The organism is Halobacillus sp. H74 (assembly GCF_052246715.1).
In the GTDB taxonomy this organism is placed as follows: Bacteria; Bacillota; Bacilli; order Bacillales; family Halobacillaceae; genus Halobacillus; species Halobacillus litoralis_A.
In genome coordinates this window covers 46,354-65,303 of the sequence record NZ_JBQQCI010000008.1, presented here as the reverse complement: position 1 = coordinate 65,303, position 18,950 = coordinate 46,354, and the positions used below count along the sequence as shown (strand labels likewise).

Genomic DNA, 18,950 nt, shown 5'->3' with positions numbered 1-18,950 from the left:
GGAATAGATAAAGAAAACACTTATAAAGGAGTCAGGTATGAAACTATTAGTGATTGGCGGTACACAATTTGTCGGCAAGTCCATCGTCCAGCATGCGCTGAATAATGGACATGAAGTCACCTTATTCAATAGAGGAAAAACGAATCCGCATGCATTTGAACAGGTAGAAACGATCATCGGCGATCGGGAAAATGCCGAGGATCTCCAAAAAATGGCTGACAGAAAGTGGGATGCTGTCATTGATACATGTGGGTTTCTGCCGGGAGTAGTAGCGGAAACCCTTCATGTGCTGCGGGACAACATCGATTTGTACTGTTTCATTTCAAGTGTATCTGTCTATGAACATTTTGGCGAGGCTGATGGAATTGACGAATCCGGGAAAGTTTTAAAATTGACTCAAACAGAGCTGGAGCGTGTGACCAAAGGGGTGAAAGGAAGAAGCTCTAACGAGTATTACGGTCCTTTGAAGTTTCATAGTGAGTCATCCGTCAAGGAAATAGTTGGTGCTGAGCGCTCTTTAATCATACGTCCAGGTCTCATTGTCGGCCCGGATGATCCGACAGATCGATTCACGTACTGGCCGGGCCGGGTAGCAACGGGTGGTGAATTCATCGTACCAGAACCTCGTTCAAGTAAAGTGCAATTCATCGATGTACGTGACCTATCCAGATGGATCATCAATATGGTAGAAAACAAGGAGTCCGGTGTTTACAACGCTGCCGGTCCTGAGAAAAAATTATCGATGGAAGCGTTTGTCGATGCTTGCAGAAGTATGCTGAACCCTTATGACGCCAAACCTGTATGGTTATCCCAGGAAACGCTCTTGAATGAAAAGGTCCAGCCCTGGATCGAACTGCCCCTTTGGATTCCTGCCAAACATGACATCGGAATAGATAGTACAAAGGCAATTGGAAAAGGGCTGAATTTCAGAGCAATCGAACAAACCATCCTGGACACTTATAAATGGGATACTTCCAGAGGGAGCGTAGATAAAAAAGCCGGTCTGGATCTTGTCCGCGAAGAAGAAATATTAGAGAACGTCAAGAAGGAGAGGATGATTTGACGGCAAGAATGAAAAGAGGAATGCATAGCGTGAGTGTTTGGGTCCCTTATATATGATAAGGGATTTTTTCTTGTCTGGGGATTACTGTAAGTTTCCGCTGAGAAACATCCAGTGTGGTTGAGCTTTTCTTCAGACAAAATTATGATAAACTTAGGATGGAATTCAAAATTATGGAATTGTTTGCATTGACATGGAGTGTTTCCAGCTTATGTTGCGGGTGAAAAAGGGGAGTTTGATTTGTAATGAAGGTATTGTTAGTCATCCATATTATCGCAGGTGGCATTTCTTTAATTAGTGGTTTGTTTGCCATGACTGCCAAGAAGAGAAAAGGCAGGCATACGTCATTCGGTCAACTTTACCATTGGTCCTATGTAGGGGTGTTTTTGACCGCTGTAGCAATGGCGATCATCCACTGGCAGGAGAGTCAATATCTTTTTTATATTGCTTTGTTCTCCTATGGTCTTGCTTTAAGTGGGTATATAGCAGTGAAGAATAAGAAGAAAACGAAAAAGTGGTTAACCATGCATATAGGTGGTATGCTGGGATCTTATATTGGAATTGTCACAGCTACGTTGGTTGTAAATGTAGCCAAAATCCCGGTTCTTAATGAACTCCCTACCATTTATTATTGGTTTCTACCAACGATCATCGGTACTCCGATTGTCTATATGGTTGGAAGAAAGTACAAACCTCGTCCTAAAAAAGCAGTCTCTGAATCTGATCGCATATCTGTTTAAGGTAGCATCAGTTGAGAGACTGTTTTTTCTTCGTTTAAACTGGGTATATAAAGGTGTTCAGGGATTGAAACGTTTTACCCGGATTTACCAATTTATGTGGAATATTCCGTGAAAACGTATAACATGTGACGGATTTTTTAACAGTTATTGACTCTTATATGACAACTTCGTGAACTTGGACTGAATTTTATCGAAATCTGATATAATCAGTCCAGTCCTATCATATAGAGGAACTTACAGAAGTTTGGTTTTGTACTTAATAATCATAGTTTAATAGGAGGGTTGAAACCCATGAAAATAAAACATCTGCGTTCTAAGTGGTTAGGCCTGATTCCCTTAAGTTTAATTTTATTTTTAAGCGGATGTGGTGAAATGACCGTCCTTAACCCAAAGGGACCTGTCGCCGAAAGTCAATATGAACTGATTAAATATTCATTATGGTTCATGCTCGGGATCATCGTTGTCGTGTTCGCTTTGTTTGCGTACATGGTCATAAAATACAGGGAAGGTCGCCCGGGACGTAAGGAAAGTGATTATGACCCGAATTTGCATGGAAATACGACCATCGAAATCATTTGGACAATTATTCCGCTTATAATCGTCGCTATGCTGTCCTTCCCGACAGTTACGACTTTGTTTGATCTGGAAAAAGCTCCGGAACCTGCGGATGGTCAAGAAGCGAAAGAGCCATTGGTTGTTCACGCCACGACAGCCGATTGGAAATGGTTTTTCAGTTACCCGGAACAAGGGATTGAAACGGTGAATTACCTGCATATCCCGACGGATCGACCGATCGAGTTCAGGCTGACATCGGCTGATGCTATGACAGCGCTATGGATTCCTGCTCTTGGAGGGCAGAAATATAACATGGCCGGCATGCAGACGAAGCTGTTTCTCCAGGCAGATGAAGAAGGGGTTTACGATGGACGTAACTCGAACTTCAATGGCGAAGGCTTCGCAGCTCAAACCTTTAAAGTCCATGCAGAGAGTGAAGAGCAATTTGAGGCCTGGGCAGAACAAATTCAGAATGAAGCACCAGCACTGACTGCAGAAAAATATGATGAACTGCTCAAGCCAGGATTGACAGATAAAGATTCTTTCTCTTCTACGCATTTGGAGTACATCAATCATGCTTCTAAAGAAGGTATGGGGTATGTTGTCGAAAACTATCGTGACCTTTTCAAAGAAAAACTGCATTTAGATGACCTTGAACAACAAGAAACATTCCAATAGATAGTAGAAAGCAGGTGAAGACATGCACATTACAGATATTTTAGTCACCGGTGAGCCGATCATATATGCGGCAATGGTTTCGATTGCACTGGTTTCAATCGCTATTCTCTTTCTCTTGACCTACTTTAAAAAGTGGGGATGGTTGTGGCGTGAATGGCTGACAACGGTTGACCACAAAAAAATCGGCATCATGTATATCCTGAGTGCCCTTGCGATGTTATTCCGGGGCGGGATGGACGCCATGATGATGCGGGTGCAGCTCGCTTTTCCGGATTTGGGATTCTTAGATTCCCAGCACTACAATGAAATTTTTACGACGCACGGTACAATCATGATCATCTTCATGGCCATGCCGTTTTTGATCGGGTTGATGAACATCATCGTCCCATTACAAATCGGGGCCCGTGACTTTGCTTTTCCATATGTAAACGCACTGAGCTTCTGGTCCTTTTTCTTCGGTGCCATGCTCTTTAATATTTCCTTCATCATCGGAGGCTCTCCTGATGCCGGGTGGACGAGCTATACGCCGTTATCCGGGGCAGCAATGAGTGAAGGACCTGGTCAAAACTTTTATCTGATGGGACTACAGCTATCAGGAATCGGTACCCTTGCCACAGGGATCAACTTGATGGTCACCATTTTGAAAATGCGCGCACCTGGAATGAAGCTTTTCCACATGCCGATTTTCACTTGGTCAACGCTTGTCACATGTTTCATCATCGTTTTTGCATTTCCGATTCTTACTGTAGCGCTGGCGCTGCTGACCATTGACCGTATTTTCGGTGCCCAATTCTTTACGTTGACAGGAGAAGGATTGCCGATGATGTGGGCGAACCTCTTCTGGATGTGGGGGCACCCCGAGGTTTACATTGTCATATTGCCAGCCTTCGGAATATTTTCTGAAATCATCGCTACCTTTGCGAAAAAACGTTTGTTCGGATACAACGCTATGGTTTGGTCTATGATCATCATTGCTCTGTTAAGTTTCCTCGTGTGGGTGCACCACTTCTTCACGATGGGGGCAGGAGCATTCGTAAACTCTGTCTTCTCCGTATCGACGATGTTGATTGCGGTTCCGACCGGAGTGAAAATATTCAACTGGCTGGCGACGTTATACAAATCGAAAATTGAGTTTTCTGTCGCGATGATGTGGGCTCTTGCCTTCATCCCCAGCTTCATTCTTGGTGGTGTCACAGGGGTGATGCTAGGCATGGCCGCAGCCGACTACCAGTTCCACAATTCGTATTTCCTAGTGGCACACTTCCACTATGTATTGATCGCTGGAACAGTCTTTGCTTGTTTCGCAGGACTTGTGTACTGGTATCCGAAGATGTTTGGTCACAAGATGAATGAACGCATTGGTAAATGGGCGTTCTGGCTATTCTTCTTTGGTTTCCATGTCTGCTTCTTCCCTCAGTACTTCCTGGGATTAGACGGCATGCCTCGCCGACTGTTCATTACGAACATTGTTGAATGGCTGCCATTGAACATCATATCTACCGTCGGTGCCTTCGGAATGGGGCTTGGATTCGCTGTATTCGTCTTTAACATTTACTACAGTTTCCGCAATAGCGAGCGCGAACAAACAGGTGACTCCTGGAACGGAAACGGACGGACGCTTGAATGGGCGACGACCACACCGATTCCATATTACAACTTTGCAACTGTTCCATATGTCGATGAAATCGATCCATATGTACGGATGAAAGAAGAAGGTAAGACGACGTATGATGAATCGAAGTTGGAACCGATCCATATGCCAAGCTATACGGGCGCACCATTCATAATGATGGCTTTCTTAGCCTTAGGCAGTTTCGGATTGATCTTTGAATGGATGATCGTTGCCATTGCCGGTTTAATCGGCGGCGTCCTCATGATGATTTTAAGGTCCTTCGATTATGATGAAGGATACCATGTCGAGGTAGATGAAATTAAACGCATAGAGCGAAAAGCAAGGGGGTTATGATATGTCTGCTGAAGAATTGAAAACAGGTCCATTGGAGTACCGGACGAAAGAAGGGCAAATGAGTATTCTCGGCTTTTGGATTTTCCTCGGAGCCGAAGTCGTCCTTTTTGCTACACTATTTGCTACTTATGCGGTACTCTTCGGCCGCACAGCTGACGCACCGCATCCAGGTGAACTTTTCGAGGCCGGCACAGTACTGATCATGACCTTTTTGCTCCTCACAAGTAGTTTCACTTGTGGGCTGGCCATTCATGAAATGCGAAGAGGGTCTGTCAAAGGGCTCACTATATGGATGATCATTACTTTAGCTCTAGGCTTAGGATTCCTCGGTTTTGAAATATACGAATTCGTGCATTATGCGCACGAAGGAGCAACTATACAATCCAGTGCTTTCTGGTCAAGCTTCTTTGTACTGGCTGGAACGCACGGGCTTCACGTCACACTTGGAATTGGCTGGGCCACTTTACTGCTCATCCAAATCGCACGACGCGGACTTACAAATGTGACAAGCCGGAAATTCTTTATTATCAGTTTATATTGGCACTTCTTAGATGTCATTTGGATCTTCATTTTCACAAGTGTCTATCTGATAGGGATGGTGATCTGATATGACGAACACGAAAAAACGAATACCAACGAACCACATCGTCGGTTTTGTCTTGTCACTGGTAATGACATTAGTCGCTGCCTGGGCAGCTATCGGGTCTGATCTACCAGTCAAATGGGTGATTATCGGCATCATGATTCTCGCTCTTCTGCAAGCAGGTGTTCAATTATTTATGTTCATGCACGTGACAGAAGCAGAGAGTGGGAATGGTCATATCCCATGGAATATGATGTTCCACGGTTTTGCCTTGGCTGGCATCCTTGTGGCGGGGTCGCTTTTCACGATGTCCTTCGGCTTTGATCATAACCATGACGATGGCGGTGGAAATCATCAACAGCAAGAACAGCAGGAAGAACATTCGGGTCACTAACAGATTAATTACACAGGGGGAAATGGTATGGAACAAAGACAACAACAACTTCAGAAAAACACCACAGTAGATGGAGGCTTTCCGTGGAAATCCATGGTCGGCTTCATCCTATGTATTGCACTGACTGCTTTTTCTCTTTGTGGGTTACTCTATTCTTCTTATGAACCGAAATTTCTTCTTGTGCTGGTCACAGGCTTTGCTTTTGTGCAAGCTTTGATACAGCTGTTCAAATTACAGCCAGTAGATTAAAAAAAAGAAACGCTTTCTTCCTGAATGATTAAGGAAGAAGCGTTTCTTTTTTTTCTTCTAAGCTTTCTTGAAAAGAGGGGCTTGCTTTTACTGTAGCGATGATGAACATGATCCAGGCGACCTGTGCTCCAATTAAACCTGCATAGAACATCGTCCATGTAGCTGAAAAAGCTGCAGGTGCTGTGAAGAGGAGGATTTGAAAGCAGTATAACCACATGCCGACAAGGAAAATCGATTGTACGACAGCGAAAGCTGGTTTTTTAAGTTGTAATAGTAAAAATGGCGTAACAGTCGCCAAAAGCAAGAACATGAATGTAACTCCCATTTCAATCAACTCCTTATGATATCCTATTCATGTAAACGGTTTCTTTGATATTATTGTAACAAAAAATTCTTCATTTGGACACACAATGTTCAAAATTAATATGTCTTAACTATAATGGATTTATGCTAAAGGTTCTTTCACCTACTATAGGAGCTCCTTACCTCTATTGGAAATTTGTGTTTAACTGTCTATGAACTGGCGAGCCGAATTTTCCACATGTATGAATGGAATGCTGGAACTGGAGGACCTTGTTATTTGAATGGTAAAAAGGAGATGATCATATGCGTGGTCAAAAGTTTGCAGCAACATGGGATTTAGCGGGTATTTTTGCCGTAGATGCACCTCAAGGGAATATACATACAAAATTTGAAGACATATTCACTGAAGTCGATCACTTACAAAGGCAAGTGGAATTAATTGAACAAACAGATAAAATCAATCCCAGTGAATGGAAGGCAGCCATTGAGAGCATTGAAAGTATCCAAGCGGGCTTATCACAAATGAACTCTTTCTGTACTTGTATCCGCGCGGCAGACACTTCTGATAAGAGCGGGGATTATTGGAGGGAGAGGACGACTGAGATCAGTGTCCGCTTTGACCCCATTGTTCACAGGGTTCAACTTTCCCTCGCTGAAATTGATGATAGGACATGGGATCAACTTTTAACAAAAGAATTGACTGAGTACTCATTTATCCTGGGAGAATGGCGCAGGGAAGCAATCAAGCAATTATCAGAAAAAGAAGAGGAGGTTATTTCCATATTTCTGGAAGAAGGTTATCACGGTTGGGGAGACTTATATCATTCTATAGTAGGAGATATAAAATTGAATTTCAGGATGGGTGGGAAGAAGGAAAAGCTGTCCGTAGCTCAAATCAGGAATCTGCGCTCCCATTCTGACCAGGAAGTGCGGCGTTCCTCCTATCATTTGTTACAGGAGACTTGGAAGGATCAGTCCGGGACACTTTCTTTGATATTAAATCGAATAACCGGAATGAATCTGAAATTAAATGATAAGCGTGACATAGATGATCCACTTGAGGAATCTTTCATACATAACCGGATGAACAGAAAAACGCTACAGGCCATGTGGAGTGTGGTGAGCCGTTATAAGCAGCCGTTAGTGAAATATTTGAACCACAAAGCAAAAATACTGGGGACTTCTACACTGCAAGCACATGATTTCTGGGCTCCGGTCAATAACGAAATTGAAACAATGAGTTATCAGGATGGTGTGGATTTCATATTAGAGCACTTTAGTAAGTTCGGGACGGAATTAGAAAGTTTTGCTCGAAATGCTTTCCTGCAAAAGTGGGTGGATGCAGAAGACCGCTCCGACAAATCAGCACATGCTTTCTGTGCAGGCTTTCCACTATCAGGAGAATCCAGAATAAGTATGACTTACGGTGGGCATATCACTGATACACTGGTGCTGGCTCATGAACTGGGTCATGCCTTTCATAATCATGCAATGGGCCCTGTGCCTCCACTGAACAGAAATTACCCGATGTGTATAGCTGAAACAGCCTCTACGTACGCTGAAATGATCGTATTGAACGCTGCAATGAAAGAAGCAGAATCAGAGGAGCAGAAGTTGTTTCTATTAGATGAGAAACTGAAACGAAGTGTCATGAACTTCATGGAGATTCATACAAGGTTTTTATTTGAATGCCAACTTAATGAAACGAGAAAAATAGGACTCGTTTCTGCAAAACAGTTAAATGAAATGATGAAAGCCGCTTTGGACGAAGGATATGGTGGGTCCATAGCAGGGCTCTCTCCTTATGCCTGGGCATCAACGCCACATTTTTATATGACAAAAACACATTTCTATAATTTCCCTTACACATTCGGGTATTTGTTTGCGACAGCCATATACGCAAAAGGAGAAGCAGAAGGTGGAGACTTTGAACGTGATTATATAGCACTTCTTGAGGACTCTGGCAGGATGACAGTAGAAGATTTAGCCAAGAAGCATCTGGGTGAAGATCTGACAAAAGAAGATTTTTGGATGAAAGGGATGGAGCATTGCATGCGTGATGTCGACGAATTCATCCGAATAAGTGAATCTGTCCACCATTTACGTTAAGGGGGGATTCTCGACACTGCCTTCTATCCCATTAGAAAATGAGTTGATAAATTCCGGTTAGTAAAAGTACAGCAGATCCAAAGACTAGAGCTATTTTTGTGGGCAGGTTCGTTTTGTGGAATATTCTGAAGAACATGATCAATCACCTCTTTTATAAAAGGATTTTGTTATTTTCTTCTATACGTTTGAGGTGTTTATAAGGATTCATCTGAAAAAACTTTTAACTCCCCTATGGAAGGTGATGAATTTCCTAACGTGATGTGATTTTTTGGTGAAACCGGAGTCCGCTTGTTTTCGTAGCAATAATAGGAAACATGTGTACTGGAGTTGATAAGAAATGGAACATTACGGAATGCCTGAAGGTTTTTGGCAGGAATTCTGGCTTATGATGGGAGCCGTGATTTTTATCGTTACCGTGATTCCAGCAATCATTCGCAAGAGGAGCGGAGCAGATAAGAAGAAATGGCTTTCTTATAATCATGTAAATGAATTTCATGAAAAGTACGACTGGATATTAAGGGGAAGCTTAGTGGTTGGGTTTATCATAGGTGCCATCTTCTTTCTTGGAAAGCCGTTATTCCTCCTTGTAATATCGTTTGTGTTTTCTATGATACACCTTGGTTTTCAATCTTATGCGGAATGGAGATTCTCGGAAAACAGGAAGAATTACATCGTATCTTTGATTGAAATTGTCTTGCTCTTTATCGTTCTTATCGGAGTGCTTTTATGGTTAGGTCCGTGAGAAAAAGGAACTGTCATCATCGGTTTCCATGGAAAAGATGAAGGGACCTATTCATTAGCATGTGAAAGGAGCAAGGCAAAGTGAATATTTCGGTATTGATTGCGGTTTTCATTTGTATTTTTTCCGGGCTGTTTTTTTCAAGTAAAGGAAAGAAATAATTCGACCCCTCTCAGTTCAACTGAGGGGGGTTTTTTGGTGAATAGCTTCAGAAAAAATTTTCAAAATTACTTTGACAGGTAGAGTAATTAACGGTATTATTACTCTATCAGATAGAATAGTCAAAACAAGGACGTGTCAATGTGATAAGAAGTGATATTATCCGTGGTCATCTTGATTCCATTATATTGCGCTTGGTCTTAGAAGAGGATCGTTATGGTTATGAAATAACAAAGGAGATCAGTTCGAGAACGGAGGACCGATTCCAAATCAAAGAGGCCACCTTATATGCAGTCTTTCAGAGGTTGGAAAAAAAGGAATTGCTTGAATCCTATTTCGGAAGCGTATCAAAAGGCGGAAAACGCAAGTATTACCGTATCACTACGCTCGGAAAAGCCTTTCTCAAAGAATCGGCACAAGAATGGAAAGAAACGAAAGCTATCATCGATTTATTTATGGAGGGGTTACGTTGAAGCAGTTAACACAGCATGTTCAAGCATTGTTCAAAGATGTTCCTGACAGTGAGCAAAAAGAAGCTGTCAAACAAGAGGTTTTGCAGAACATGGAAGAAAAAGTGTGGGACCTAATGGAGCAAGGCAAGAATGAGGAGGATGCGATTAATAAAGCCATTGTGGAATTCGGAGATGCCAGTGATCTCACCAATGAATTGGGAGTTCGTCTGCCCGTTAAGAGAGATACGACCAAACTGAATCTGTGGTATTCAATTTGGGGCAGTTCTTTGATTATCGCATTGTTTATCTTTATAAATTTTTATTATACGCCAGATGTGATTTGGTTCGTTTACCCGACCTTTGCGGTATTGTGGTGGCCACTTTCGATGTATTTCTACTGGAAACGGAATAATGATTGAGGAGGCCGGACATGAAGAAACTTGACATCAGTTTTGTCGTTGCAGGAAGTATGATGACTATTCTATTTTTAATCATAGTCAATTTATTGACGAGTACGTCCCACATGTGGTCGGTTTACCCTGCGATTGCCTTGTTACTGTTTCCGATCGGGGTCTACAGCATAATCAAGAAGCGATATACTTTGTTTACTTCATGGGCAAGCCTTTTACTTATGGGATTCCTTATCTTTGAAAACTACCGCGACACACCGGACTATCCCTGGTTTTTATACGTGGTTTTCCCGTTGGCAGTATTGCCTGTGGTTGTAAGTTTAAAAAATCGGTGGCACCATTTTAATTTAGCTTTCATCATCACTATGCTCACCATCATCTATTATGGCAGCTTGAATTTGTTCCTATCGCCGCAATACCCATGGGCGATGTTTCCTGTGTTTGCTGTGCTTTGGTGGCCGCTGACTGTGTATCATATCCAACAGGAGGCTTATTTTAAATATTCCATTCATGCTGCCTTGTTGCTCGGGATATTTTTTACAAGTGTGAATGCAGTGTTTTCGCCTGAGACGATTTGGGCAGTTTATCCGATCTTTGGCGTACTTTGGTGGCCGTTGAGCATGTACTTTTTTGTCCATAAACGAAAATCACACACGTGAAAGGAAGAGTAGACCAGGAAGAAACGATTCATGGTAGTCAGCTTGAAATAAACTGAGAAGAATCTCAGGCAGTTTTCGAGATCATTGTGATTAACAAATGTTTCTGAACTCTCTTAATAATTGGGAATAAACAAGGTATCTGCCTTCTTCCTGATAATAAGGGGGTTTTTTTATGGCTTTACAGACTGGAAATATTCAAGTAATGTATCTGGATCTTATGCTTGTCGAAGCTTTTCCAAAGCGTCAGCCTCCATTGGTAGTGAACAAAATCCCTCGCCTCAATAATTTTGATGATTTTTTTCGGTGGCCTTAGGCAGACTAATAAGTGAATGGACACAGAGTTTTCTCGTTGAAAGGAGCAGCTGATGAACGAATTTTTCGCGTTATTAAAAAAAGGGAATCGACCTGCTTTGTTAGCCAGCATCATGAATGGGGCGATAGCTGTCATGAAGGCGATCGCATTTTTCATCACTGGAAATGTAGCAATGTTTGCTGAGACGATGCACAGTATCGGTGATACCGCCAATCAATTTTTTGTATTCATTGGTTCTGCTTTAAGTAATAAGGCACCGACCGATCGTTTCCCGCATGGTTTTGCCCGGTTAGTCAATTTGGTGTTACTTGGTGCTGTGTTAATTGTCGGGATATTGGCTTATGAAACCATCAAAGAAGGGATTCATCATATTACCAGTCCTCCGGAAGCGGGTTCCTGGCTATGGCTAAATTTATTAGTACTGGGGATTGCCACCATTCTAGAGGCGATCGTTTTGTATAAAGCAATGAAAGAAGTAATCGCAGATATAGGTGAAGAAAATGTGAAGGGTTTCAATGTAGTAAAGATGAGCCTGGCGAATTTAGGGAATGCGAAACCTGCCACAAAGCTCGTCTTCCTAGAAGATATGGTGGCGACCGTCGGAGCGATCATTGCAATCATTTCCATTCTTATTGCCACCTATACACCTTTCCACGCAGCAGAAGGGTATGCCTCTGTGGTCATCGGTTTAATGTTATTTTATGTAGTTGGACGCATTTTCCTTGATAATGCTGCAGGAGTATTAGGGGTTGCGGATGAAGAAATGGAAGCTAAAATTGGGGAGCTTGTTTTTGAAGACACCCATGTCAGGGACATTAAGAAACTGATGGTAATCAAAGAAGGGGAAGAGCTGCATGTAGAGTTGAAAATCGAATTTGATCCCGAAATGTCCATTGAAAAGGCTTCGGATGTTCTGAAAGTTATCGAAAGAAAGATATTACGAGAGCGTGGAGTGACAGAAGTGATCATCGAGTCTGATAAAGATGATCATGAGCTGAGCTGGAACCCTGATGATCATGAAGAATAACCCGCTCGGCTTCTTCAATTGATAAGAAAATTACTCTTTTTAGATAGACCACGGTTGATTCCACATGTTCGTTCGATGATGGTGTCTGCGGGAACAGCACGACCTAAGATCCACTTGGTCAAGTGATCTTCTTGACCAAGTCAACTGTGGCCGTACCCGCGGCAAGCATCCACTGACAAGCGATTCGTGAGAGGCAACAACAAACTTTAACAGCTCCTCTAGATTGAGGAGGGGGTTTCAGTAGATTCCAACACCTGCAGGGGTACTTTTTTGAAGCTGACTATTCTCCTCTCTGTGACCTCCTGTTGCTGCTCTATCCATACAAGGAATTACTGTATATCATTTTTTTTAATAAATTTCATTTTTTTAGACACCAGATTTCGACTCGTTTCGATTATAGTTATAGACCGTCGAAACTGGAGGAATGGAAAATGGAATTAGTAGGAATTAGAGAAAAGCAGCGATTTGCTACAAAGACAGAGCTGGATCGTCACGTAAGGAGCTTTTTATTTAAAAGGAAGGCCGCTTTATCTGAAGGAACCTTGACTGTGCTGCGCTTCATTTGGAGGCATGCTGTCAAATACCCGGGTGTTGCTTTTCCGAGAAAGCAAACGATTGTTGGGAAAACCGGATTGAGTGAGAGCACCGTCTCCCGTGCGCTCCGCTGCTTAGTGAAAGAAGGATTGATTGAAAAAGTCGTTACGACAAAGCCCAATGGCAGGCAGGGGGCGAACCTTTTAATTTTTCTTCCGCAAGCGGATCTTTTTTTGCCCGCAGATGACACCCCTCATGACCCCCTTCATGACACCCCACCAAAAGTCCAAACCCCTGATGAACACAAGCCTCAACCTATCAAATCACCTTCTGAAACAGAGAATAAACAGAGGAAAGCTTCTTTTAGTAAATTTGTACCCCTGGATCATTCATTTCTGCCATCATTCATACCATCCGAATTCATTGACACAACCAAACCTTTCTTAGAAGCAGAGCAAGTGCTGGCTGCCTGGAGGACTGTTGAAAGCGCCTATCGTCAATTGAAAATGAATTTACCAGTCACTGAGTATATGACTATCATCAAAGAAACCTTCAAACAGGCTGTCTTCGCCTACAAAAATGGACTTGTCCGTACGGAGTTGCTGCGTTACTTCTATGGAGGTATGGTGGAAGTATTCAGACAAACATCGAGAAGAGAAGGTTTTGAGTCCAGAAAGAGTATCCTTGCTTATGATTGGTTGAATGCTTGATGAATGAGTATGCAGGGGGGGAGTGGCAGAAGATGTGGATGTTTTCAAAAACCATCGGACAGAAGGTTAACTAGTAATAACGTTACCTGAAATTTTTGTTGACAGAAAATTGAGCCTAAGGTAAGATAATCGATATGGTGATAATGAGAATCTTTATCAATTGGTTTTCTTTCAAAGCTGTTACTAAGGGGCTTACCGCTGGTAAACGATTCTACATAATAGAAAACGATAGAGAGAGGATGCTATACATGAAGAAATTTTGGCTGTTTGTCTTAATGTTAGGGTTAGTGGTTCTTGCTGCTTGCAGTAATGACTCAGAACAGGGAACTGAGGATACAGAAGGTGAAGGAACAGAGGAAACGGATGATGGAGAAGAAACACGCTCGGTAACGATCGAAGACGCAATGGGAGAGCAGACGATCGAGGGTACACCGAAGAAGGTCGTCGTGCTGGAATGGACCTATGCAGAGGATCTCCAGGCATTAGGGATGGAGCCTGTTGGTGTTGCCGGTCTTGATTCTTATGGTGATTGGGTGGATGTCGGCATGCCTTTCAGCGAGTCCGTAGAAAATGTCGGTACTCGTGCGGAACCGAATCTGGAGGCGATTTCCCGTCTGGATCCGGATTTGATCATCGGCGTTCAATTCCGTCATGAAGCAATTGCAGATCAACTGAAAGATATCGCTCCAACCGTGATGTTCGCTCCATATTCTGAGGAAGCAGCTCAGGATCAGTTCCAAAACATGAAAGATGAATTCAACACCATTGCCAAAATCGTTGATAAAGAATCTAAAGCGGAGGAAGTCCTGACAGGCATGGAGGACACGTTCGCTGAGCAACAAGCCCGTCTTGAAGAGGCTGGTAAAGAAGGCATGAATTATGTGATTACACAGGCATTTACGATGCAGGATACGCCGACACTGCGCTTATTTACAGACAATTCCATGGTGGCTCAAATCATGAACAACATGGGAATGCAAAATGATTTTGAATCGGAAGAGCTTGAAATCTACGGATACACAGAAACTACAGTAGAAACGCTGCAAAACTATCAAGACACTAATTTCTTTTATATCGTTCAAGAAGAAGATAACATCTTCAGTGAACAATTAGCAGGCAATCCTGTGTGGGAAGATCTTGCCTTTGTCCAGGAGGACCGTACTTATCAGATGCCAGGGGATGCATGGACATTCGGCGGACCATTATCTGCAGAAGTATTGGCTGAGCAGGTGGTCAACGCAGCTATTGAAGAAAAGTAAAGTGAGTGGTTTTTATGAACGCAGCAATTAAGAACACAATGATCGCGATTTTCACCTTTGGAGGTGGAATCGCGTTGTTGTGTCTTTTGACTTTTATACATATCAATCAAGGAAATGTGACAATCCCGTTAGCGACGGTTGTAGAAGCGCTTTTCAATCCTCAAGACACACTTGAACATCACACTGTGAGAATCTTACGTATGCCGCGGGCTGTAATGGGGATTATCGCAGGGGGAGCGCTGGCCGTATCCGGGGTCATCTTGCAGACAGTTACGAAAAACCCGCTGTCATCTGCCAGTACGCTTGGTATTCACTCAGGCACATATTTTGCTGTTGTAGTATCGACGATTTTCCTGCCATTTTCGATGTTTGGTAACGGAATCATCACTGCTTTTCTAGGTGGAGTATTGACTTTCCTGTTTGTTTATATGCTGTCAGGCGGGAGTGATGCTACACCTGTACGGATGGTGCTTGCGGGGATGATTGTGACGTTTTTGTTTTCATCGCTTACTTCTGTGCTCCAGATTTTTTACGAAAATGAAACACAGGGATTGTTCTTATGGGGTTCTGGTACGCTGATCCAGAACGACTGGGACGGCGTGAAGTTTTCATTGCCGCTGATCATAGCTGCCGTGCTGGTTGCCTTCATTTTTGCCAGTAAACTGGACACATTGACACTTGGGGATGATGTCGCAACTGCTCTTGGTCAAAATGTCCGAACCGTCAAATTGATTACTGTTCTTGCCGCAGTTCTGCTTACAAGTGTGACAGTAAGTGTTGTAGGTCCTATCGGTTTCGTGGGTCTTGTCGCTCCTCACTTGATCAAACTTATCGGGTATCGGGCACACGTACCGCTGATTATCGGTTCCTTCCTATGGGGTGGGAATGTGCTGCTGTTAGCCGACGTCCTTGCCCGGATTATCGATCCATCCTTTTCAGAGCTCCCGGTTGGTGCAATAACCGCACTCGTCGGGGCACCCTGGCTTATCTGGCTCGTCATGCGGATGAAAAGCAGCAACAGTCAGGATACAGGAGCCATTATGGCAGGAAAGGATTCAGCTAAAATTTCATTAGTGAAAGTGCTGCCGGCCCTTGTACTACTAATCGTTGTGACACTGGTCGTCAGTCTTGCTTCTGGAAATTACGGCTTTGAACCCGTTCTCGCTTATCAGGCGTTCTTCGGGGATGCGAATGAATTCATCCGTAATTTAATTGTTGATCTACGGCTGCCCCGCGCACTTGTGGCACTATTCAGTGGAGCTGTTTTAGCCGTCAGTGGTCTGATCTTCCAGGGCGTACTGCGTAACCCGCTTGCCGATCCATCTGTCATCGGAATTACATCCGGGGCAGGGGTAGGTGCATTGATGACGATGTACTGGTTCAGTGTATCAGCCGTTTGGATTCCTCTCGGAGCGATGGTCGGCGCGTTAGTGTTCTTCCTCATCGTCATGGCACTTGGAGCGAAAGCGGAGTTTCAGCCAACAGTGCTGGCATTGCTGGGAATCGGGATGTCTGCTTTCGGATCAGCATTCATTCAGATTCTCGTCGTCCAATCGGATTTAGGTGTCGCTTCTGCTCTTACCTGGTTGTCTGGGACGACCTATGCAAAAGGGTGGGCTGAGCTTCTTCAATATTTGATCTGGCCGGTGATTCTGTTCGTACCGCTGCTTGCTTTTTATATCAAAACGCTCGATGTATTATCACTCGGCGATGATACAGCAAAAGGGCTCGGTCTCCGCGTCGTATCTGTCCGTTTCCAGATGGCGTTAATCGCTACTCTGCTTGCTGCATGTAGTGTTGCGGCTGTGGGCTCGATCGGTTTTGTCGGTTTGATCGCCCCCCACCTTGCAAGATTGCTTGTGGGGAGTGTGAACCAGAAACTGCTGCCTGTTACAATGCTGATTGGTGGTGCTTTGCTTGTCGTGGCAGATTTGTTCAGCCGGACGCTGCTCGCTCCGAATGAAATACCATCGGGAATATTGGTTGCCTTGATTGGTGCCCCTTACTTTCTATGGTTGATGAAAAAGCGTGCAGCATAAGTTAATGTCTGGTGGAGATGGCTTGGACATAGTTTTCCAGCTAATAATAGCTGATTAGTGAAACCAGGATGGGTGGCTTTATTCCCTATCCTGGTTTTTTTATCATTTTTTACTGTGCTTCTGCCTCACTGGCTACAATTTTTGCTTGCTATTCTAAACATGCATCACTATCTCTTTCATTCCAGCGTAAATATGCTATTATGAGATAAAAATGAACGGCAGGGGAGAGTTATATGCTAATGAATATACCATTTATCAAATGCCATGGTTCAGGGAACGATTTCATAATGATTGATGAAACGAACCAGGAATTCAATTTTACGGAAACGCAGAGAAAAGATCTTTCTCAACTATTATGTGACCGAGATAGTGGAATCGGATCGGATGGTATTCTTTTTGTAATGCCGAGTGAAAAAGCAGAAGGACGTATGCGCATGTTCAACTCGGACGGTACAGAAGCGGAAATGTGCGGCAATGGGCTGCGCTGTGTCGCACGTCACATGATTGAAAAGCTGGGTAAGCCTTCCATAACAATCGAGACAGAGAAAGCTTTGCTGCCTGTCAGTCAAGTGGATGAAATCTTCCCTGATATCTCCACATTTTCTGTCATGATCGAACCGGTTTCCTTTGATGCTCGATCATTACCGGTGAATGTCGCTGGGGAGGAAGCAGTTGATGTGAAAATACCGGAACTATCCGACGACCTTACATTTACAGCTCTTAGTGTTCCGAATCCCCACATTGTAGCCATGGTCGATGCAGTGGACCATGAAGAACTTTTGAGAATCGGAAAAAGATCCAATCACTTGCCGGAAATATTTCCGAATGGTGTAAATGTCAGCTTCGTACAAGTGCTGGAAAAAAATAAAATTTTTGTCCGTACCTTTGAGCGCGGGGTAGGTTTGACGAATGCTTGTGGAACAGCGATGTCAGCCTCTTCACTCGTATCAACGATTCTCGGGCCGAACGAACTTGATCGACCGATTGTCGTCATTAATAAAGGTGGCCTCGTCAACTGCCTCGTAAAAAAGAAGGAAGGACGTTTCTCTATCCAATTGCGCGGGAATGCAACAAATGTATATAGAGCCGTTGCGAAGGTTGACATGGAAGCACAGACCTTCCATATGTCTGAGCAGGAATTTTTTGATGAAGAGAATGAGCTTTATAAAAAATTGGAAGCTTATGCAGCTTCAGAAATCGGAGGGTGAGACAGATGCTGAAAACATTTCATGTTTCGACAAACCAACATGACCAAATGATTGACGTAACCAGTCAGGTAGAAAATTGGATTCGAGAACAAGGCATTGAAGAAGGTGTCATTGTCGTATCCTCTATGCATACGACAGCAGGACTGACCGTGAATGAGAATGCTGATCCTGATGTGAAAACAGATATGCTGCGCCGTTTTCGAGAAGTATACCCATGGGATCATCCCGAAGATCGCCATGCAGAAGGTAATACAGCCTCACATATGAAAACGAGTACCATCGGTCATGCCCAGACGTTGATTGTAGATGATGGCCGGCTCGTGCTCGGCACTTGGCAGGGACTGTACTTCTGTGAGTTTGACGGACCGCGTGAACGCAAGTTTGTAGCTAAATTGCTATAAGAGTGGCGCTGCATTAATTCATGTTTAGTCCAAAAAGCCTGTCTTTTTCTACGGAGAGACATGCTATAATTTATATTGGATAGTGATTTTTGCCAATTGAATAGGGTGTCGGCTAATCCCCATGTCTCATCGATGAAGGGGGTGATGCCTCTGAGTATGTATGAATCGTTAATGGTCATGATTGCCTTCAGTTCTTTGACTGTATCAATCTTAGGCTTAGTTGTCGCGATTTTACGCATAAAAAAATAGACTCCCTATTCTGACGTGAATGCGGGTGAGTCTATTTTTCATTTAGGCTGCGCCCTAGGCAGAGCGCTATCCGATGGGATCACAGTGACAGCTGTGGTCCCTTTTCTTATGTGTATCCTATTTCTGACTCCATCATACCACATTTTCAGAAAAA

General features: G+C 43.4%; 21 protein-coding genes. 20 read left to right on the top strand and 1 reads right to left on the bottom strand.

Annotated features, from left to right (window positions below):
* The first annotated feature begins 37 nt into the window (after window positions 1-37).
* The 7 genes from ACTWPX_RS17095 (at window position 38) to ACTWPX_RS17065 (ending at window position 6,225) form a co-directional block, all read left to right on the top strand.
* On the top strand, window positions 38-1,063 hold the full coding sequence (locus ACTWPX_RS17095) for an NAD-dependent epimerase/dehydratase family protein (RefSeq protein WP_443120779.1): 1,026 nt from the start codon (window positions 38-40) through the stop codon (window positions 1,061-1,063).
* A gap of 242 nt (window positions 1,064-1,305) precedes the next feature.
* Window positions 1,306-1,800, top strand: a complete 495-nt coding sequence (locus tag ACTWPX_RS17090) for a DUF2306 domain-containing protein (protein WP_443120778.1) — start codon at window positions 1,306-1,308, stop codon at window positions 1,798-1,800.
* Between the two features lie 291 nt (window positions 1,801-2,091).
* Window positions 2,092-3,033, top strand: coding sequence for a cytochrome aa3 quinol oxidase subunit II (gene qoxA / locus ACTWPX_RS17085; protein ID WP_443120777.1), 942 nt, complete (start codon window positions 2,092-2,094; stop codon window positions 3,031-3,033).
* 22 nt (window positions 3,034-3,055) lie between these two features.
* Window positions 3,056-4,999, top strand: coding sequence for a cytochrome aa3 quinol oxidase subunit I (gene qoxB / locus ACTWPX_RS17080; RefSeq protein ID WP_443120776.1), 1,944 nt, complete (start codon window positions 3,056-3,058; stop codon window positions 4,997-4,999).
* Between the two features lies 1 nt (window position 5,000).
* Entirely contained in the window at window positions 5,001-5,606 is a 606-nt protein-coding gene (gene qoxC, locus ACTWPX_RS17075) for a cytochrome aa3 quinol oxidase subunit III (protein WP_281975267.1), read from the top strand.
* A gap of 1 nt (window position 5,607) precedes the next feature.
* On the top strand, window positions 5,608-5,976 hold the full coding sequence (gene qoxD / locus ACTWPX_RS17070; protein ID WP_128523125.1) for a cytochrome aa3 quinol oxidase subunit IV: 369 nt from the start codon (window positions 5,608-5,610) through the stop codon (window positions 5,974-5,976).
* A gap of 27 nt (window positions 5,977-6,003) precedes the next feature.
* A complete protein-coding gene (locus ACTWPX_RS17065) occupies window positions 6,004-6,225 on the top strand; it encodes a hypothetical protein (protein ID WP_443120775.1) in 222 nt (73 codons plus the stop codon).
* Window positions 6,226-6,253: 28 nt separating this feature from the next.
* Here the strand turns inward: ACTWPX_RS17065 and ACTWPX_RS17060 are convergent, their stop codons facing one another.
* A complete protein-coding gene (locus ACTWPX_RS17060; RefSeq protein WP_281975265.1) occupies window positions 6,254-6,550 on the bottom strand; it encodes a hypothetical protein in 297 nt (98 codons plus the stop codon).
* Window positions 6,551-6,831: 281 nt separating this feature from the next.
* Between ACTWPX_RS17060 and ACTWPX_RS17055 the strand changes: the two genes are divergently transcribed.
* The 13 genes from ACTWPX_RS17055 (at window position 6,832) to ACTWPX_RS16995 (ending at window position 18,796) form a co-directional block, all read left to right on the top strand.
* A complete protein-coding gene (locus tag ACTWPX_RS17055; RefSeq protein WP_443120774.1) occupies window positions 6,832-8,637 on the top strand; it encodes a M3 family oligoendopeptidase in 1,806 nt (601 codons plus the stop codon).
* A 337-nt stretch (window positions 8,638-8,974) separates the two neighbouring features.
* A complete protein-coding gene (locus ACTWPX_RS17050; protein ID WP_443120773.1) occupies window positions 8,975-9,379 on the top strand; it encodes a DUF4181 domain-containing protein in 405 nt (134 codons plus the stop codon).
* Window positions 9,380-9,678: 299 nt separating this feature from the next.
* On the top strand, window positions 9,679-10,008 hold the full coding sequence (locus tag ACTWPX_RS17045) for a PadR family transcriptional regulator (RefSeq protein WP_128523120.1): 330 nt from the start codon (window positions 9,679-9,681) through the stop codon (window positions 10,006-10,008).
* Window positions 10,005-10,406 (top strand): permease prefix domain 1-containing protein, encoded by a 402-nt coding sequence (locus tag ACTWPX_RS17040; RefSeq protein WP_443120772.1) that lies wholly within the window; start codon window positions 10,005-10,007, stop codon window positions 10,404-10,406. Before ACTWPX_RS17045 ends, ACTWPX_RS17040 begins: the two co-directional genes overlap by 4 nt.
* Window positions 10,407-10,417: 11 nt before the next feature.
* Complete coding sequence (locus tag ACTWPX_RS17035; RefSeq protein ID WP_443120771.1) at window positions 10,418-11,056, top strand: hypothetical protein; 639 nt, start codon at window positions 10,418-10,420, stop codon at window positions 11,054-11,056.
* A 172-nt stretch (window positions 11,057-11,228) separates the two neighbouring features.
* Window positions 11,229-11,369, top strand: a complete 141-nt coding sequence (locus tag ACTWPX_RS17030; protein ID WP_443120770.1) for a hypothetical protein — start codon at window positions 11,229-11,231, stop codon at window positions 11,367-11,369.
* Window positions 11,370-11,421: 52 nt separating this feature from the next.
* On the top strand, window positions 11,422-12,396 hold the full coding sequence (locus tag ACTWPX_RS17025) for a cation diffusion facilitator family transporter (RefSeq protein ID WP_443120769.1): 975 nt from the start codon (window positions 11,422-11,424) through the stop codon (window positions 12,394-12,396).
* 431 nt (window positions 12,397-12,827) lie between these two features.
* Entirely contained in the window at window positions 12,828-13,640 is an 813-nt protein-coding gene (locus tag ACTWPX_RS17020; RefSeq protein ID WP_443120768.1) for a helix-turn-helix domain-containing protein, read from the top strand.
* Between the two features lie 248 nt (window positions 13,641-13,888).
* Window positions 13,889-14,899: an ABC transporter substrate-binding protein gene (locus ACTWPX_RS17015; protein ID WP_443120767.1), complete on the top strand. Its 1,011-nt coding sequence runs from the start codon at window positions 13,889-13,891 to the stop codon at window positions 14,897-14,899.
* A 14-nt stretch (window positions 14,900-14,913) separates the two neighbouring features.
* Window positions 14,914-16,938, top strand: coding sequence for an iron ABC transporter permease (locus ACTWPX_RS17010; protein ID WP_443120766.1), 2,025 nt, complete (start codon window positions 14,914-14,916; stop codon window positions 16,936-16,938).
* A gap of 233 nt (window positions 16,939-17,171) precedes the next feature.
* Window positions 17,172-18,146: a diaminopimelate epimerase gene (gene dapF, locus ACTWPX_RS17005; RefSeq protein ID WP_443120765.1), complete on the top strand. Its 975-nt coding sequence runs from the start codon at window positions 17,172-17,174 to the stop codon at window positions 18,144-18,146.
* 5 nt (window positions 18,147-18,151) lie between these two features.
* The gene (locus tag ACTWPX_RS17000; RefSeq protein ID WP_443120764.1) at window positions 18,152-18,547 is read left to right on the top strand and encodes a secondary thiamine-phosphate synthase enzyme YjbQ; all 396 of its coding nucleotides are present in this window, start codon (window positions 18,152-18,154) and stop codon (window positions 18,545-18,547) included.
* Window positions 18,548-18,679: 132 nt separating this feature from the next.
* A complete protein-coding gene (locus ACTWPX_RS16995) occupies window positions 18,680-18,796 on the top strand; it encodes a putative holin-like toxin (protein WP_443120857.1) in 117 nt (38 codons plus the stop codon).
* Window positions 18,797-18,950 lie beyond the last annotated feature (154 nt).

Excerpts from the sequence above, each read along its gene's own strand:
- ACTWPX_RS17000 (WP_443120764.1), top strand. The coding sequence starts at position 18,152 with ATGCTGAAAACATTTCATGTTTCGACAAACCAACATGACCAAATGATT.
- qoxD (WP_128523125.1), top strand. The coding sequence starts at position 5,608 with ATGACGAACACGAAAAAACGAATACCAACGAACCACATCGTCGGTTTT.
- ACTWPX_RS17015 (WP_443120767.1), top strand. The coding sequence starts at position 13,889 with ATGAAGAAATTTTGGCTGTTTGTCTTAATGTTAGGGTTAGTGGTTCTT.
- ACTWPX_RS17060 (WP_281975265.1), bottom strand. The coding sequence starts at position 6,550 with ATGGGAGTTACATTCATGTTCTTGCTTTTGGCGACTGTTACGCCATTT.
- ACTWPX_RS17065 (WP_443120775.1), top strand. The coding sequence starts at position 6,004 with ATGGAACAAAGACAACAACAACTTCAGAAAAACACCACAGTAGATGGA.
- ACTWPX_RS17055 (WP_443120774.1), top strand. The coding sequence starts at position 6,832 with ATGCGTGGTCAAAAGTTTGCAGCAACATGGGATTTAGCGGGTATTTTT.
- qoxB (WP_443120776.1), top strand. The coding sequence starts at position 3,056 with ATGCACATTACAGATATTTTAGTCACCGGTGAGCCGATCATATATGCG.
- ACTWPX_RS17035 (WP_443120771.1), top strand. The coding sequence starts at position 10,418 with ATGAAGAAACTTGACATCAGTTTTGTCGTTGCAGGAAGTATGATGACT.
- ACTWPX_RS17025 (WP_443120769.1), top strand. The coding sequence starts at position 11,422 with ATGAACGAATTTTTCGCGTTATTAAAAAAAGGGAATCGACCTGCTTTG.
- ACTWPX_RS16995 (WP_443120857.1), top strand. The coding sequence starts at position 18,680 with ATGAAGGGGGTGATGCCTCTGAGTATGTATGAATCGTTAATGGTCATG.
- ACTWPX_RS17030 (WP_443120770.1), top strand. The coding sequence starts at position 11,229 with ATGGCTTTACAGACTGGAAATATTCAAGTAATGTATCTGGATCTTATG.
- ACTWPX_RS17090 (WP_443120778.1), top strand. The coding sequence starts at position 1,306 with ATGAAGGTATTGTTAGTCATCCATATTATCGCAGGTGGCATTTCTTTA.
- ACTWPX_RS17095 (WP_443120779.1), top strand. The coding sequence starts at position 38 with ATGAAACTATTAGTGATTGGCGGTACACAATTTGTCGGCAAGTCCATC.
- ACTWPX_RS17050 (WP_443120773.1), top strand. The coding sequence starts at position 8,975 with ATGGAACATTACGGAATGCCTGAAGGTTTTTGGCAGGAATTCTGGCTT.
- dapF (WP_443120765.1), top strand. The coding sequence starts at position 17,172 with ATGCTAATGAATATACCATTTATCAAATGCCATGGTTCAGGGAACGAT.
- qoxA (WP_443120777.1), top strand. The coding sequence starts at position 2,092 with ATGAAAATAAAACATCTGCGTTCTAAGTGGTTAGGCCTGATTCCCTTA.
- ACTWPX_RS17010 (WP_443120766.1), top strand. The coding sequence starts at position 14,914 with ATGAACGCAGCAATTAAGAACACAATGATCGCGATTTTCACCTTTGGA.
- ACTWPX_RS17020 (WP_443120768.1), top strand. The coding sequence starts at position 12,828 with ATGGAATTAGTAGGAATTAGAGAAAAGCAGCGATTTGCTACAAAGACA.
- qoxC (WP_281975267.1), top strand. The coding sequence starts at position 5,001 with ATGTCTGCTGAAGAATTGAAAACAGGTCCATTGGAGTACCGGACGAAA.